The sequence below is a fragment of the Bradyrhizobium iriomotense genome (assembly GCF_030160715.1).
Classification (GTDB): domain Bacteria; phylum Pseudomonadota; class Alphaproteobacteria; order Rhizobiales; family Xanthobacteraceae; genus Bradyrhizobium; species Bradyrhizobium iriomotense.
On sequence record NZ_BSOW01000030.1, the window covers coordinates 30,146 to 46,564 of the forward strand.

The 16,419-nt window shown below is 57.0% G+C and carries 12 protein-coding genes; 10 read left to right on the forward strand and 2 right to left on the reverse strand.

The genetic code is table 11. The annotated features are described in order from the left end of the window. Window positions 1–284 precede the first annotated feature (284 nt). Window positions 285–1,280 (reverse strand): LysR family transcriptional regulator, encoded by a 996-nt coding sequence (locus QQL28_RS33645; protein WP_284272545.1) that lies wholly within the window; start codon window positions 1,278–1,280, stop codon window positions 285–287. A gap of 973 nt (window positions 1,281–2,253) precedes the next feature. Here QQL28_RS33645 and QQL28_RS33650 point away from each other — a divergent pair. The 10 genes from QQL28_RS33650 (at window position 2,254) to nifA (ending at window position 15,544) form a co-directional block, all read left to right on the forward strand. Beyond that, window positions 2,254–2,847, forward strand: coding sequence for a NodA family N-acyltransferase (locus QQL28_RS33650; protein WP_348522540.1), 594 nt, complete (start codon window positions 2,254–2,256; stop codon window positions 2,845–2,847). Beyond that, window positions 2,844–3,503, forward strand: a complete 660-nt coding sequence (nodB, locus tag QQL28_RS33655) for a chitooligosaccharide deacetylase NodB (protein WP_284272547.1) — start codon at window positions 2,844–2,846, stop codon at window positions 3,501–3,503. Before QQL28_RS33650 ends, nodB begins: the two co-directional genes overlap by 4 nt. Window positions 3,504–3,517: 14 nt before the next feature. Then, complete coding sequence (gene nodC, locus QQL28_RS33660) at window positions 3,518–4,864, forward strand: chitooligosaccharide synthase NodC (protein WP_284272550.1); 1,347 nt, start codon at window positions 3,518–3,520, stop codon at window positions 4,862–4,864. 13 nt (window positions 4,865–4,877) lie between these two features. Then, complete coding sequence (gene nodS / locus QQL28_RS33665; protein ID WP_284272556.1) at window positions 4,878–5,507, forward strand: nodulation methyltransferase NodS; 630 nt, start codon at window positions 4,878–4,880, stop codon at window positions 5,505–5,507. 11 nt (window positions 5,508–5,518) lie between these two features. Beyond that, window positions 5,519–7,240, forward strand: a complete 1,722-nt coding sequence (gene nodU / locus QQL28_RS33670; RefSeq protein ID WP_284272558.1) for a nodulation protein NodU — start codon at window positions 5,519–5,521, stop codon at window positions 7,238–7,240. Next, window positions 7,228–8,142 (forward strand): nodulation factor ABC transporter ATP-binding protein NodI, encoded by a 915-nt coding sequence (gene nodI, locus QQL28_RS33675; RefSeq protein WP_284272560.1) that lies wholly within the window; start codon window positions 7,228–7,230, stop codon window positions 8,140–8,142. The genes nodU and nodI overlap by 13 nt, the downstream gene beginning before the upstream one ends. Before the next feature lie 5 nt (window positions 8,143–8,147). Then, window positions 8,148–8,930 (forward strand): ABC transporter permease, encoded by a 783-nt coding sequence (locus QQL28_RS33680; RefSeq protein ID WP_431309686.1) that lies wholly within the window; start codon window positions 8,148–8,150, stop codon window positions 8,928–8,930. 163 nt (window positions 8,931–9,093) lie between these two features. After that, window positions 9,094–11,142, forward strand: a complete 2,049-nt coding sequence (locus tag QQL28_RS33685; protein ID WP_284272562.1) for a carbamoyltransferase family protein — start codon at window positions 9,094–9,096, stop codon at window positions 11,140–11,142. A gap of 260 nt (window positions 11,143–11,402) precedes the next feature. Then, window positions 11,403–12,401: a nodulation protein NodZ gene (locus tag QQL28_RS33690; protein ID WP_284272565.1), complete on the forward strand. Its 999-nt coding sequence runs from the start codon at window positions 11,403–11,405 to the stop codon at window positions 12,399–12,401. Window positions 12,402–13,732: 1,331 nt separating this feature from the next. Then, on the forward strand, window positions 13,733–15,544 hold the full coding sequence (nifA, locus tag QQL28_RS33695) for a nif-specific transcriptional activator NifA (protein WP_284272567.1): 1,812 nt from the start codon (window positions 13,733–13,735) through the stop codon (window positions 15,542–15,544). A 111-nt stretch (window positions 15,545–15,655) separates the two neighbouring features. Here the strand turns inward: nifA and QQL28_RS33700 are convergent, their stop codons facing one another. Next, window positions 15,656–15,916 carry a hypothetical protein gene (locus QQL28_RS33700; RefSeq protein WP_284272568.1) on the reverse strand — a complete coding sequence of 87 codons (261 nt, stop codon included), beginning with the start codon at window positions 15,914–15,916 and terminating at the stop codon, window positions 15,656–15,658. Window positions 15,917–16,419 lie beyond the last annotated feature (503 nt).

Genomic DNA, 16,419 nt, shown 5'->3' on the forward strand with positions numbered 1-16,419 from the left:
CCAGCAGCTGATCTGATGAATCGCTCGCCAAAGGGCCTCTTGTGGCGAGTCGAATCGATTTGAGGAAAACGAACGCTGGCCAAGAGGTGCAACGCGATCAGTTGGCGGCGCAATGCATTAATCGGAAGAGTGACGTCCACTAAGCTGACGTCACCAAGTCCAGGCGAGAGCTGTGTGGAAAAAGACCTGATCGTGAAAAATCGCTGGCACAGCAAGCGATATTGCCTAGCCATTGTCATCGACATCAGTTTTTAGAGCAAGGAGCGGGTTGCGAGCCGCTGTTGTCATTCTTGAGCGTCTGCAGCCGAGTCTTTAGCTGATGAAGGGTTGCTCGATGGATGGCTTAAACGAGTTTTAGAACTCGCACGCCCAGGAGCTAGGCGAGCTGCCTCCTGTAACAAAACCTCGCGCATCCATATGCTCGCCGGATCGGTATTGTGGACCGAAGGCCACTGGACCGCCTCGGTAAAACCAGGAAGTGGTAGCGGAAGTTTGTTGATCCGCAGTGGCATTGTCTTCGCGAAGTACTTCACAAGCGTCAAGGGCATCGTGGCTATTCGGTCAGTGCCCACTAGCATGTGCGGGATCATGCTAAAGCTCGGCACGATGACCTCAACCCGTCTCCTGAGGCCGTGCTCTTTCATGTACCAATCGTCGATGGAGGGTACTCGAGAACGCCCAAACTTGACCGCAACGTGTCCCATCGACATGTATCGTCCGAATGTAAGCTGCCGAGACAGCTGCTTGTTCGAACGGCAACCGACGCACACGATTGTCTCGTCAAAGAGGGGCGCCCTGGGGTGCGTATGCGACATGTATACCTCGGGCACGACAAGAAAGTCGATTTCTGCGCGTTCGAGCGGGTGATCGAACGGGTCCGCGAGAGGCATCAGCTCGAACCGTATGCCGGGAGCTTCTCGTGCGACGCGCTCGACGACGTTTCGGAACAATACGATCGTAACAAAGTCCGACAGGCAGATTCTAAAACGACGGTCGGATTCACTCGGCTTGAACGTATCCCGGGACGTAATGGAGAACTGGATGTGGAGCAGAGCCTCCCGAGTTGGAGCGGCGAGATCTTCCGCACGTGGAGTTGGGATAAGTTCGCGTCCCCTCATCGTAAAGAGCTCGTCTCGGAAATAAGCGCGCAGTCGACCAACTGCCGCGCTCATGGCCGGTTGACTCAAGTTGATGCTGCGTGCTGCCGCCGTGAGATTGCGCTCGGTCATGAGAGCATCGAGCGCGACGAGGAGATTTAGATCAAGGCCCCGGAAACGCATAGTCACCTATCCGCAATGTAGATGCTTCTCATCCAAACAATCGATTTTACCAGTTCGCGCAGCGCCAGCTAGGAGTCTGACAGACTTTAAGAACTTGGTAGGTTTTGGAGCAGCGGAGCGTGGCGCGGCAGATCGCAAAAAAAGGCGACGAGACTCCGTCCGCGGTTGCGCGCAGCCTAGCTCGACGGTCGTCATTCGATTGTAACATTCGAGAACATTGTACCGATTCCAGCATTAGACACCCGTGCGAACGATCTCCGATCGCACATGCAGCGAGCGCTCAAGCTCGTCTTAAGATCATTGAACGGCACGAGGTTAATCGCGTGCATCAAGGTCGGTGCCAGAGATTGCATGGTGCAAATCAAGGCGCGACCAACATCGTCCCGTCCCGCTTTCTTTGCCTGCAGTCAGCATTCTCGCTGCGCAAGCTGGGGAGCATGGCGCCGGGTGCAGCGGAGTTGCGGCACCCTCGAAAAATGCTCCCTCATGAGAAAAGCTCTACATCACCGTCGTGTTTAATGGCAACCGCAAGCCGCTCAATAACGCCTCCAGGAGCGCGGTTTAAACCATCGTATAGTCCCTACATACGTTTCAATGCGAGCTGTCTACTCCGATATGAGTGGGTAAATGCGTGCTTCTTCGATAGCTTTCGTGCTGTGCAGAGACGCCGCGAAGAACGGGCGTTTAGGTGCAATGAGCAAAAATGGGAATCAAGAACAGTACATGAAGCTATAGCTGTAGCAGTCCCGACCGCTTCGCGCCTGATGAAGGCGATGGCGACGGTTAGCTGCGGCCCATCCAACATCTGGAATGTCCAAAAAGGCTTGCTCCTCGCAGGTCGCGCCTCAAACGCCGTTAGCAAGCCAACATCATCCACAGTCTCTGGCGACACCATGGAACGAGCACCATCGCACTGCTCGTCGCTCACCTGATGCGTGCCTCAGGAACGCTGCAAGAAGCAGGAGATCCTTTCATGCGCCCTCAACTCCAGTGGAGGACGTGCTGGGAAAACGACTTACAACTCGCCGACCACGTCGAGATCTCCGAGTTCTTTCGCGGTGCCTACGGGCCAACCGGGGTATTTAATGCAAAACCCTTTGAAGGCGATCGAAGCTGGGCCGGCGCGAGACCTGAGCTCCGTGTAGTTGGCTACGATGATCGCGGAGTGGCGGCTCATATCGGCGCGCTGCGCCGGTTCATCAAGGTCGGCGAAGTCGATCTGTTAGTGGCTGAACTCGGATTGTACGCCGTACGGCCGGACCTCGAGGGACTCGGCATCTCGCATTCTATGCGTGTGATGTATCCAGTGTTGCAGGAGCTTGGCGTTCCATTCGGGTTCGGTACGGTTCGACATGAACTCAAAGAGCATATCCACAGGCTACTTGGTCGCCCGGGTTTGGCGACGATTATTCCAGGCATTCGCGTGCGGTCTACTCTTGCCGATATCTATGCCAACCTGCCGCCAACTCGGGTCGATGATGCCCTTCTCGTAGTGTTTCCGATAGCGAGGCCCATGAGCGAGTGGCCGCCTGGAACAATCATCGAGCGTAACGGGCCAGAGCTGTGAAAGACGCCAATTTCGCCTTCGATGCGCGCAGCAAGCGCGCCGAGGATACGGTCGGCTGCGGCGTTTATTTGACGTTTGATGACGGGCCTAATTCCCATTGTACGCCGGATATTCTCGATGTGCTGGCGGAATTTCGCGCACCGGCAACGTTCTGCGTAATTGGTACGTACGCTGCGAATGAGCCGAGGCTGATCCGACGCATGATCGCAGAGGGGCACGAGGTCGCAAACCACACGATGACGCATCCGGATCTATCCAGATGCGAACCAGATGAAGTGCAACATGAGATACTAGCGGCGAGTAGGGCTATCAGATGTGCGTGCCCGCAAGCCTCGGTGCGACACGTGCGGGCGCCTTATGGCATTTGGACCGATGCAGTGCTGGCGATGTCAGCGAAGGCCGGCTTGGCCGCTCTCCACTGGTCAGTTGACCCGCGCGACTGGTCCTGCCCCGGCGTCGATGCGATCGTCGACGCAGTGCTAACATCCGTCCGCCCCGGTGCAATTGTGCTCCTGCACGATGGATGCCCGCCCGATGAGTTGGGACGGGGCATTCATGCCGATCTGCGCAACCAGACCCTGAAGGCGCTCCCCAAACTTATTCCAGCCCTGCGGGATCGTGGATTTGCGATCTGTCCGCTTCCCCAACTTCACTGAAACAAACCAAGCCCATGAATCTGATTGATACAACTAGCACTGTTATCGTTTCGTCTTATGCGCTGCTCTCAGCTGTCTACAAGACCGCGCAGGCGTTCCATGCCTCGCCGACACACGCGCCCGCGGTGTCGACACATGCGGTCCGCCCTGAAGCAGTGCCGAGCGTGGATGTGATTGTGCCATGCTTCAACGAGGACCCGCGCACGCTGTTGGCGTGTCTACAATCCATCGCAAGCCAAGACTACGTCGGACAGCTGCGCGTCTATGTGGTTGATGACGGTTCTTGGAATCGTGAGGATGTGGCGCCTGTCCATCAAGAATTTGCGCGTGACTCGAGATTCAACTTCATTCTGCTACAAAAGAATGTTGGCAAGCGGAAGGCGCAGATTGCCGCGATCCGCTGCTCGTCCGGAGATCTGGTGCTCAACGTCGATTCGGACACAATACTCGCGAGCGATATGGTCGGGAAGCTTGCGCTCAGAATGCAGGATGCCGCGATCGGTGCTGCTATGGGGCAGCTGACGGCGAGCAATCGGAACGCCACCTGGCTAACTGGTTTGATCGACATGGAGTACTGGTTGGCGTGCAATGAAGAGCGCGCAGCTCAAGCGCGTTTCGGTGCGGTCATGTGTTGCTGCGGCCCATGCGCTATGTACCGACGATCCGCTCTCGACTTGCTGCTGGATCAATACGAAGCGCAGTACTTTCGAGGAAAGCCAAGCGATTTCGGCGAGGATCGCCATCTCACGATCCTTATGCTGAAAGCAGGATTTCGGACTGAGTACGTTTCCGACGCCTACGCCGCGACGCTCGTTCCGGATAGGTTGGCTCCCTATCTGCGCCAACAGCTTCGCTGGGCCCGGAGCACGTTCCGAGACACGCTGCTTGCGCTGCGCCTTTTGCCAGGTCTCGACCCATACCTGACACTAGATGTTATCGGGCAGAACCTCGGACCGCTTCTTCTGGCGTTTTCGGTCGTAACGGGCATGGCGCAGGTCGCAGTCACGGGCACAGTGCCATGGTGGACAGTTCTGACGATCGCATCAATGACATTGGTGCGATGCGCCGTAGCGGCCCTTCGTGCTCGTCAACTTCGGTTTCTGGCGTTTTCCCTGCACACGCCCATCAATATCTTTCTGCTACTTCCAGTAAAAGCATATGCCTTGTGTACGTTAAGCAACAGCGATTGGCTCTCACGCAAGCCGGCAAAGACCCTCGGGCCTGGCGCAGAACAGGCGCTCAAGCAGAGCCAGCAGCCTCAATCAGACCCAGCGATGCCAGTCCGCAGCCGGGATGGTTCGCGCCGTACTTCTGGCGGTGACGCGGCCGCGCTTGCAGCGGCGAGTGACGGTGCGGACTGAGGAGCGGCTGGCCATGAAGTCGGATGAGACTCACCAATTGTTGGAGCGAGAACTGGCTGCCGATGATCCGTGGCAACTGGACGGCAAACCGTTCGAGCGTGAGCGCCACGGGCAAATGCTGCGGCTTTCACTTTCCAATGGCTCTATCAGGAATGCGCTCGAAGTCGGATGCGCTGCCGGCGCGTTCACGGAAAAGTTGGCGCCTCACTGCGAACGACTTACAGTCGTCGATGTCGCGCCGCGAGCGATCGCTCGGGCAAGTCTCCGGACGAAGCAATGGTCGCACGTCACATGGCTCGTCTCCGACATCGAACAGTTCTCGAGAGCGGAGCTGTTCGATTTGATCGTGGTGGCCGAAGTGCTCTACTACCTCCGCGATGTCGCCGGGATGCGAACGGCCGTCGGAAATTTGATGCGCATGCTTGCGCCGGATGGTCATCTGGTTTTCGGATCAGCGCGTGATGCCACTTGTCGGGGTTGGGGGCATGCTGCCGGCGCAGAAACGATCATCGCGATGTTGAGCGAGACATTGGTCGAGGTCGAGCGGGTGCAATGCCAAGGCGAGTCGGCCAACGAAGACTGTTTGCTTGCTTGTTTTCGGAATTCGAACTGGTCTTCACTTCCATTCAAAAACCAATCTTAGCATGAGGCATTATGCGCATCTGTGGCATCAAGCTAACGCACGACGGGTCCGTCGCTCTTGTGGAGGATGGACGTCTGATCTTTTGCATTGAGCAGGAGAAACGCGACAACAATCGGCGGTACCAGACCATCGAAAATCTCGACACGGTTGTTCGTGCCTTGGCGGAACACGGGCGCGCTCCCAGCGATATCGATCAGTTCGTCATCGACGGTTGGGATGGCGAAGTCGAATCGGAATTCCAGGTTTTGAGTGGGGCAGAACGTCTCACTCTCAAAGGTGCGCCGTATGTGGAACGTACCGAGGGACTCCTCTTTTCACACGAAGGCTCTGGTCTTGCGCTTGACGGCAAGAGTTTCTCTTACAGAAGCTATGCGCACGTCACAGGCCACGTTGCCTCCGCATACTGCACTAGTTCTTTTGCGAAAGCGGGCGAGCCCGCCTTTTGCCTCGTGTGGGACGGCTGCATCTCTCCACGGCTCTATCATGTAGGACCTGGTGGCGGCCGCTTCCTGGAATGCCTATTCCCAATGATCGGCCATGCCTATGCTGTCGCTGGCCATCACTTCGGGCCGTACCGGCAGCCTAACCGAACCAATTGGGACCTGGGTGTCGCGGGCAAACTGATGGCCTATATCGGTCTGGGGGCACCTGATGAAGACATCATAACCGTGTTTAGCAGCCTCTATGAGACGCACTTTGCTTCGGACACGGAGTCCGCTCGGCATTACCGTGAAAACATAAATAACGGCGAGGCGTCACTCGCGGCTACACACGCCTTCTTCGCAGAAAGCGCACTTCGATTAGACGCCAAGCGAGCCGAAGATATCCTTGCATCGTTTCATGTTTTCCTTGAGCGCCTGCTCGTGCGGGAGATGGGACTTGCTTTGCTGCGGCATTCGTACTTTTCGGGGCCGCGCAATCTGTGCATAGCCGGGGGCTGCGGTCTTAACATCAAATGGAACAGTGCGTTACGTGCGACCGGTCTGTTCGATGCTGTATGGGTACCGCCGTTTCCGAATGATAGTGGCTCCGCAGTCGGGGCCGCTTGCTCAGCAATGGTGGCGGACAAGGGGTTTGTGCCACTGGAATGGTCGGTCTATAGCGGCCCGGCCCTTAGACGCGGCGATGCATTAGCGGAATGGGACGCCGCTCCGTGCAGCATAGTGGAGCTTGCCGCGCTCCTTGCAAGTAATAAGCCCGTGGTGTTTCTCGCTGGTCGCGCCGAACTTGGACCACGCGCCTTAGGTGGCAGAAGCATTCTTGCCGCCGCGACCTCGCCGGGAATGAAGGACTATCTCAACGACATCAAATTTCGCGAACATTTCCGCCCTGTTGCGCCAATATGCCTGGAGGACCGAGCGCCGGACATTTTCGATCCTGGAACGCCGGACCCTTACATGCTCTTCGATCATCAGACGCGGCCAGAATGGCGAGACAGGATCCCGGCCGTTGTGCACCTTGACGGATCTGCACGACTGCAGACGATTAGCAGAACATCCCAGCATGCGGTTGCTGAGCTGCTCATTGAATATGAAAAGCTCACGGGCATTCCGCTGCTTTGCAATACCAGTGCTAACCACCATGGACGTGGCTTCTTCCCCGATGTTGCAGCGGCCTGCGAATGGGGACGCGTCGAACACGTCTGGTGCGAGGGTCTACTCTGGACCAAGACGCTCGCAACGAAAGTGCCGTCGTCCGAACGACAAGCTGAGATGGACACATGTCGAGTGTAGCTATCGACCTTGCCGCGGTAAACAAATCATATCGCGGCAAGGTCGTTGTCAACGGGGTGACATTCACTGTTGCGGCGGGAGAGTGCTTCGGATTGCTCGGACCGAATGGCGCTGGCAAAAGCACGATTGTGCGTATGATCCTCGGCATGGTTCCGCCGGATGCCGGCAAGATTACCGTGCTCGGCAAGCAAGTACCGGCTCACGCTCGCTTGGCGCGTGCAGGTGTGGGCGTAGTCCCGCAGTTTGACAATCTTGAGAACGAGTTCACCGTCCGCGAGAACTTGCTGGTGTTCGGGCGTTATTTCAGCATGAGCGCGCGTGAAATCGAGGCAGTCATTCCATCATTGCTCGAATTTGCACGTCTTGGAAGCAAAGCGGATGCGCGCGTTGCTGAGTTATCCGGCGGCATGAAGCGGCGGCTGGTGCTGGCACGTGCGCTGATCAATGATCCGCAACTGCTCGTTATGGACGAGCCGACGACTGGTCTCGATCCGCATGCCCGTCATCTGATCTGGGAACGACTGCGCTCGTTACTTGCGCGCGGCAAGACTATCCTGCTGACGACTCACTTTATGGAAGAGGCAGAGCGGTTGTGCGATAGGCTGTGCGTACTTGAAGAAGGACGCAAGATCGCTGAAGGCGAGCCTCACACGCTAATCAACGAGCAAATTGGCTGCGATGTCATGGAGATCTATGGCGGCAATCCACACGAATCCATTGAACTGATCAGGCCTTACGCGCAGCGCATTGAACAGAGCGGCGAGACCATCTTTTGCTATGCCCCGGATCTGGACCAAGTGCGGAAGCAGTTGCGAGGGCGTGCGGGTTTGCGCCTTCTGGAGCGTCCGGCGAATCTCGAAGATGTGTTCTTGCGCCTTACCGGACGCGAGATAGAGATATGATGAGAATGACTTACGGCGCCGCCATGCCCGCCAACGCGCGTAACTGGCTCGCGGTATGGCGTCGCAATTATTTGGCCTGGAGGAAGGTCGCGCTAGCATCGCTTCTCGGCAATCTTGCCGATCCGATGACGAATCTACTTGGTCTTGGCTTTGGCCTCGGCCTAATCGTCGGCCGTGTAAATGGGACTTCCTATATCGATTTTCTGGTGGGAGGGATGGTCGCGACCAGCGCGATGACTTCGGCGAGCTTCGAAACAATTTACGCAACGTTCGCCCGCATGCACACTCAACGGACCTGGGAAGCAATGCTGTGTACACAGCTGACGCTCGGCGACATTTTGCTCGGTGAGGTGGCGTGGGCAGCCAGCAAGGCCCTGCTGGCCGGCACAGGAATTACAATCGTTGCCGCGGGCCTGGGTTATGCGGCGTGGCCATCCATGCTCTATGCGCTACCCGCAATCGCCCTCACGGGATTCGTCTTTGCAAGCTTGGCGATGGTCATCGTATCACTCGCGCCCAGCTACGACTACTTCGTGTTCTACCAGACGCTAGTCCTTACACCCATGGTGTTCCTCTGCGGCGCAGTGTTCCCGATCACACAGTTGCCCGCCGCCTTCCAGCTCGTAGCCGCCTTGTTGCCCCTGGAGCATTCGATTGAGCTCATTCGCCCGGCGATGCTTGGCCGGCCAGTCGGCAGCGTCGGCACACATATTGGCGCACTCTGCATTTACGCGGTGGTGCCGTTCTTGTTGTCGGTTGCGCTGCTTCTCCGACGCCTGATGCGCTAAGAGGCCGCGGTGGAAGATTTGACCAACGCACGGCCCATGGTTTGGAGATCCGTGAAGCCTGCAAGGTCTCGTGTGCCGGTGTTGTCGGGCTGGTGTATGCAGCGGCGAGTGGCTGAGAGGCCGCTGGTGACAATTGAGCCTTTTACAATCAATGGAGAGTGAGATGCTGTGTCTCGGCGTGAGCGGCGGACTAGACAAGGTTTATGAATGTCGACCCGAGCTTCCAAGCACATTCCTTCACGATGGCGCAGCTGTGCTCGTGCGCGACGGACGTGTTATCGCGGCCGTTGAAGAAGAGCGCCTCAATCGGGTCAAGCATTCTAACAAATTTCCAAGCCACGCGATCCAATACTGCCTCGAAGCGGCAGGTGTTCAACTGAGCGACGTCGATCGCATCGCGTTCTATGCAACCGAAGCCTACTGCAATACGATGCTCGAGCGCCTGTTCGTTTCGCAGCCGTCCAACGCTATTCCGATGGATGCCAGGCTTTTGCTGCGAACGATGCTGACTCAGGAGTTCAGCGCCGAGGTTGATCCGTCCCGTATCTCATTCGTAAGTCACCACCAGGCGCACGCGGTAAGCGCATTCGCAATGTCCGGATTCGAGAAAAGTCTGGTCCTTGCAATCGATGGCGGCGGTGAGTTTCTCTCCGGCCTCGTTGCTATCGGAGCTGGAAGCGAGGTTAATCAACTCCAGAGCTTCCCGGAAAGCAACTCTTTGGGGCTGTTTTATCTCGAGACGATACGATACCTCGGCTATAGCTTGTTCGACGAGTACAAGGTCATGGGCCTTGCCCCGTACGGGGACCCCGTTCCTTATCGCAAGCTGTTCGAGGAGTTCTACGAACTGGGCGATAACGGCGGCTACCGGCTCTATCTGGATCGCATCGGTCCGACGCTGGTCCGCAATATTCAGGTTCGGCGGAAGGGAATGCCATTCACTCAGCAGCACCGCGATGTCAGTGCTTCATTGCAGGAAGCGCTCGAACGGATCGTGTTTCACATACTTCGGCATTATCGAGAAGCCACGGGCATGACGCGGCTGTGCTTGGCTGGCGGAGTAGCTCACAACTGCACCGTGAATGGTAAGCTGGCGTATTCAGGGCTCTTCGAAGATATCTTCGTGCAGCCTGCGGCGCACGATGCCGGTTGCGCGTTAGGCGCTGCACTGATGGCCTCTCATGAGATTGGTCAGTCCGCGCCGCGCGAGCGGCTCCAGGAGGTCTATTGGGGGCCCAATGTCGGGACCGAACATGCCGTGGAGCAGGAACTGACTGCATGGGCCGGGCACCTCGATATTGAACGCAGTGATGACGTGGCGGGCAGGGCGGCCGATTGGATGGCAAACGGCGCAGTCATCGGCTGGGTGCAGGGTCGATCGGAGTTCGGACCACGTGCGCTCGGCAACCGCAGTATTCTCGCCGACCCGCGACCTGCAGCCAACAAGGATCGCATAAACGCGATGGTCAAGAAGCGCGAGGGCTATCGGCCGTTCGCGCCCTCCGTGCTGGAGGAGGACGCCCCCGAATATTTCGATCTCCCGGCTGGCTTAAGGGAGTTTCCATTCATGAACTTCGTAGTTCGCGTGCATGATTCAAAGCGCGACTTGCTGGGAGCGATTACGCACGTCGATGGCACTGCACGGCTGCAGACAGTGTCCCGCAAGTCAAATCCAAGCTACTGGGGCCTTATCGATGAGTTCAAGAAGCGGACGGGCATTCCAGTTCTGCTCAATACCTCCTTCAACAATAATGCCGAACCGATCGTGGATTCGGTTGCAGACGCCGTCGCCACATTTCTGACGACCGAGCTCGATGCTCTTGTGGTCGGGCCGTTTCTTGTCAGAAAGCGAGCTGTAACGCTTGACGATTGGACTTCGCTCGCGGTTTCATTGCCACCTTATACATCCTTGTATTGCGTTCGCGCTCACACAGTGCGAGATCGGCAAGAGACGGTATGCGAGGTCCGCACCACGTTTTCAGGCGGTGGCGCAGTGCGTATCTCAGATGAGTTGTTCGATCTGCTGATGCAGGTCAAGGGCGAAGCCGTCCTCCGTGACCTCTTCGATTCTATGGTATTGGACCACACGAAGCGTGAGGCTCTCGTCGAAGAACTGAGGGACCTGTGGGAGCAGCGCCGGGTTCGCCTACATCCGCCCTCAGGCGCTATTCACTTGAAGAGTGCTTCCCATCAAATGACGGAACTAGCGTAAGCGCGCTCACCATGGTTGGGTCGAATCTCTCAACATGAGTGCGAGGCCCGGGAGGAGAGCGTACTCCGGTGATAGCGCTCCTATGCAAGGGAGCCGATGGACCTGCTCAATGTTGTGTCGAGCACCATCGTTCAAGCGGGTAGTCACTCGGCCCAAGCGGCTGATCAGGAGTTGCCGGACCGTGAAGCATGGCGACGGGCTTGGGCTAAAGTGTGCGCGCCTGCTGATCGATCCGGTGCGTTGCGGCGAGGAAAATTTAAATGCTTGGTGATGAGGTTAGGAAGGAAAGGTTCGTCGTTTCTCGGCGGCGCACTGGTCTCGGTGATTGCCTGTGGTCGCTCGCGGCAGCCTGGCAGTACGCAAAGCGGACAGGCCGTACATTGGTCATCGATTGGCGGGGCTCTTGCTATCTCGGTCAACCCTTCACCAATGCGTTTCGGGTATTCTTCGAACACATTGATGAGATCGGCGGCGTACGTGTGATCTGCGATGATCAGGTCAACAATCTCTCACTTCCCGGACCATTCTTTCCAACGTGGTGGAATCGGCCATCGATCGATTGCGTTTATCGACCAGATGACCAGATCTTCCGAGAACGCGACGAGCTGAGGCAGCTTTTCGAGTCCGAGGACGATACTGACGCGAATACTGTGGTGTGCGATGCGTGTTTGATGTGGGCTTGTGATCAGGACGCCGAGCGACAGATATTTCGCGGCATCAAACTGCGGTCTGAAATTCAAGCTCGGATCAACGCGATATATCAAGAATACTTTGAGGGGTGCAGCGTCGTCGGCGTTCATGTTCGACACGGCAATGGCGAAAATATCATGGCGCACAGGCCCTACTGGGCCGATCCGGAGGTTGCCTTGCGGCAGGTGTGCACTGCCATCCAAAAGGCCAAAGCTCTGCCCCATGCAAAGCCCGTGAAGGTCTTCTTGTGCACGGATAGCCCGAAGGTTCTGGATCTGGTCTCGGTCAAGTTTCCTGACCTCTTTACTATCTCAAAGCGCTTTCAAGCGGATCAAGCCGGCCCGTTACACAGTGCCGAGCTGGGGGCGGACGGCGGATCTTCGGCTCTTATCGAGATGTACCTTCTCGGACGATGCGATACCGTAGTTCGGTTTCCCCCGACCAGCGCCTTTACGCGCTATGCTCGACTTGTCGCGCCGCGCATTATTGAGTTCGATTTGAATGATCCGACGCGTTTAATCCTGATTGAAGATCCACCTAAACGTCACCCGATCTCAAAAACCGCATAACGCATAATCACGCCGATCATGCGACGACTTTGGATGCTCCCTCGGGGCCCAGTGTATTTGCCGAGGCTCAAGCAGCGCGGCGCCCGCGCGGCAGAGTGCCTGGCTTCGAAATGAGTTCCGCCGATCAGATCAGACCCCCCGCTTTGGGCAGCGGCTAAAGTGCTTCCCGCGAAGCGGTGTCGATAGCCGGGTGGGCAGACTTACGTCTTCGCGTCGGCCAACGGCCTTGTTGGTGATTGGCCAAGGGGCCCTGGAGGTCGAGTGCGTCTCTAGAGCACATCATCGAAGTCAAGAAGGCGCCAGCCGCTGGAACGACATGTCGCTTGCGGAACGGCTAGCCGATAAATCTGACCTATGAGCTGGCTGCATCTGGTTTGCAATGCCGGCCGGTGTGCGCCGAGGCAATGAACACCTCCCCGCTTGATGTGCGTGCCCGTAAGTGGACTGCGGTGCTCGCTGCCTATGGATGGCTGTAAGACGTCGGGTTGCCCCGAAGCCGCGCAGCCTCCTTTCCTACGCGTTGAAGAACTGTGCCACCAATTCAAGGAGCGCGTTCGCGGACGTGATGTTCGTCGGCTAGCTCAGAAATTGTCCGCCTTCGGATGCATTGAAGGGTTTCGGACAAACAAGACACCACTGTTGCGGTTGCACCAGCGCAAAAAGATACCGGCGCACATGTCCGCCGGCGCGATTTCGCGAGTTAGAAGAGGAGCGGATACACGCCACTTACCGCCGTCCGAAAGGACACGCGCCTGATGTCCGGAAGGGGGCTAAGCCGTTTGCGCGCGTGACAATGCGTCGCATCGTGCTGGCGCTTTGTGTATCCGACTGGTCCAAATCCTGCATCAACCTACGCGTGGGTGAATGGACAACGACAAAAGAAGGAAAGATCCCGTTCATTTATCGACGTGTCGAACGATGGCGCACTCCGGCGTCACTGTCGGAAATGGACGTTAACGTCCGTTTCACGTTGCCGAGACTGTATGCAGAGTGCAGCGCGTTTGCACGGCATCCAATCGACCGCAGAATATCACGACCCTCACTGCAGATACTGGGTGCCTTAATAAGGGGAAAAGCGGATCTAGTCCTCGAGTGAGAACCAAGGTCACGCTAGATGACGATCCTTGACGTGGAACAGATGTGATCGGATGCGCCCACATAGGAGAAATCTGTGCTCATTTTTGCTAAATGGACGCCGGTTGTGTTCGAAAGAGTTTCCGCTCAATTGTTTGAAGGAACGTGACGCGAATGAAAGCCCCTTCTTTATCGTCGTGCCATGAAAAAGTGCTATATCTTAGCGCCATCAGAATGAGCGCGAGATCGAGCGTGAGATGCAAGACGATGTTTCGAAGTGCCAACTAACTGCACAGAGCAAGGGCGGCGTCGACGTTGTCGGGGTGCAGATTGATTCCGAATACGAGTGGCAAGGCCCGGAAGCCGGATCGAACCTTCCCGTGGTCCTGCCATTGAACGAGATCGCGCTCAGAGGAGTGTTCGAAATATCGAACATGCTCGCTAGCCCGTCGCGGCTCGAAGTCGCGTTGGCAAGTGTTATCGATTTGCTGCAGTCCTCTTTGCAGATGCGGCATGGTGTCGTGTCTCTCCTGGCAGACGATGACGTGCCCGAGATTGCAGTCGGCGCTGGCTGGAGCGAAGGAAGCGATGAGCGCTACCGTATGCGCCTGCCGCAAAAGGCGATTGATGAGATCGTGACGACGGGCATGCCGTTCGTCGCTGAAGACATCGCCAAGCATCCGGCCTTTAGCGCAGCTGACATGGACGTTCTCGGCGTATCCGATCACATGCGATTGTCGTTCATCGGGGTTCCGATCAGCGTCGATGGAAAGGTAGTTGGCACACTATCCATTGAGCGTGTGCCAGACCTGGACTCGATGTTCCCGCTCGATTCCGATGTCCGGCTACTCACCATGATCGCCAACCTGATTGGGCAGGCGGTGAAGCTCCATCGCTTGGTCGCGCGTGACCGCAAACGCCTCATGGCGGAGAGCTATCGATGGCAGAAGGAACTGCTTGAATTCAAGCAGCCAGCGCGAGAGCGTAAGAAGGTTCACATCGATGGTATTATCGGTACCAGCCCGGCGTTGCGCGGACTGCTCGACAAGATCGCGGTGGTAGCCAAGTCGAATGCGACGGTCCTTTTGCGAGGTGAATCAGGCACCGGCAAGGAGCTGGTTGCCAAGGCAATTCACGAGCTATCCCCGCGTGCCAAGCGGCCGTTCATCAAAATGAACTGCGCAGCGCTGCCGGAAACTGTGCTGGAATCCGAATTGTTCGGGCATGAAAAAGGAGCCTTTACCGGGGCCCTTAATTCGCGCAAAGGGCGCTTCGAGCTTGCCGACAAGGGAACGCTGTTTCTGGACGAGATTGGCGAGATATCAGGCTCGTTTCAAGCAAAGTTGCTGCGGGTTCTTCAGGAGCAAGAGTTCGAACGGGTCGGTAGTGGCCATACCATGAAAGTTGACGTCCGAGTGATCGCTGCAACCAACAAGGACCTGGAAGGGGCGGTGTCAAAAAACGAGTTTCGCGCCGACCTCTACTATCGTATTAGCGTAGTTCCATTGCTTTTGCCGCCGCTGCGCGAAAGGCGCAGCGACATTCCGCTGCTTGCCACTGAGTTTCTCAAAAACTTCAACAGCGAGAACAGTCGTACACTAACGTTCGATCCGGGTGCTGTGGACGTGCTGATGAATTGCGGGTTTCCGGGCAATGTTCGTGAACTCGAGAATTGCGTTCAGCGGACTGCAACACTGGCGCCGGGGCCATTCATTGTCAGGAACGATTTTGCTTGCTGTCATGGTCAGTGCCTTTCCGCCCTGCTATGGAAAAGCGGATTGGATGAAGCGAAGCCGCGGTCCCCGCTGATCGGTGAGCTATCGCCCGAGCCAGCGACGCTAATCTTCGACGCAGCCGCGCCGGTTGCGGTCCTGGCTCCGCCTGTCCTGGCCGAGCCGGTTGCTGGTACCATCTCGAGCGGTGCGAAGCTGACGGATCGGGAGCGCCTCATTGCTGCCATGGAGAAGACTGGCTGGGTGCAGGCAAAGGCGGCGCGCCTACTCGGACTAACGCCGCGCCAAATCGGCTACGCGCTGAGGAAATACGGCATCGAAATTAAGCGCCTGTGAGTGGCTGCTGAACTTACTTAGGATGTGAGTTTGTCGGCCCGCGAAACCAACGGCAGTGATCGTAGATCTTACCCACCTTCAAGAGCGCCGAAAGACCATGGCAGTTGGGACTTACGACCGACTTCCCGGGCTTCCGGGCTGCCGTCCAAGTTCGGTACGCAGATTCCATATCGCGTTGTTTGCCAGATGGAGCACATTTTTCTCACCCGTTTCTAATGAACGTTCCAGGTGGACCCGCAGCCGAGCGCGGAGCAATGCCTCCGCATTATGGGTCAGGAACGGGTCTTTCTCCACAAAGCGCCATGACTTCTCAAATGCCACGCTCACCAGAACGTCAAATGCATGCTGCTGTTGAGGAGAAGGGTGATCCATGAATGGAAACTCCAGTAGAATATCCTTTCAGCAACGGCACGCTGCTGGCCAGAAGTGGGACGTTTAGAGCTGGCGCTGGAACGCGTCGCGAAGCAGTCGCAGTCATTCATCCCATTGAATGCATGTCGATGCGTCGATCAAGCCTATACAGGCGCTTGTTGAAGCCATGATGACTACTGCCGTTTGGAGCGCTTGTATTTAACGAAATTCGATATTTTAGTACACTCCAATAGTAAGATTGACGCGTCAAATCACGGATCGAATCTATCTGTGCGCGGGGACAGCCGTGGCCGTCGTCCCATTCGCGAGGCGGCGCGGTAGCTGTGTATAGACTGAGCTGTTCTCTCGCCCACTTCAATGACGACTCCGCGCAACGCCTCGAATCCGGACCGGTCGAGAGGCCCAAGGATCTCTGCCCGGGCGCGGTTACGGTTGGCGAGCCGAAGCGACGTCAGTGTGTGGAACGCATACACGCCTAGAAATGGACAGTTGTTGTGAAAGAG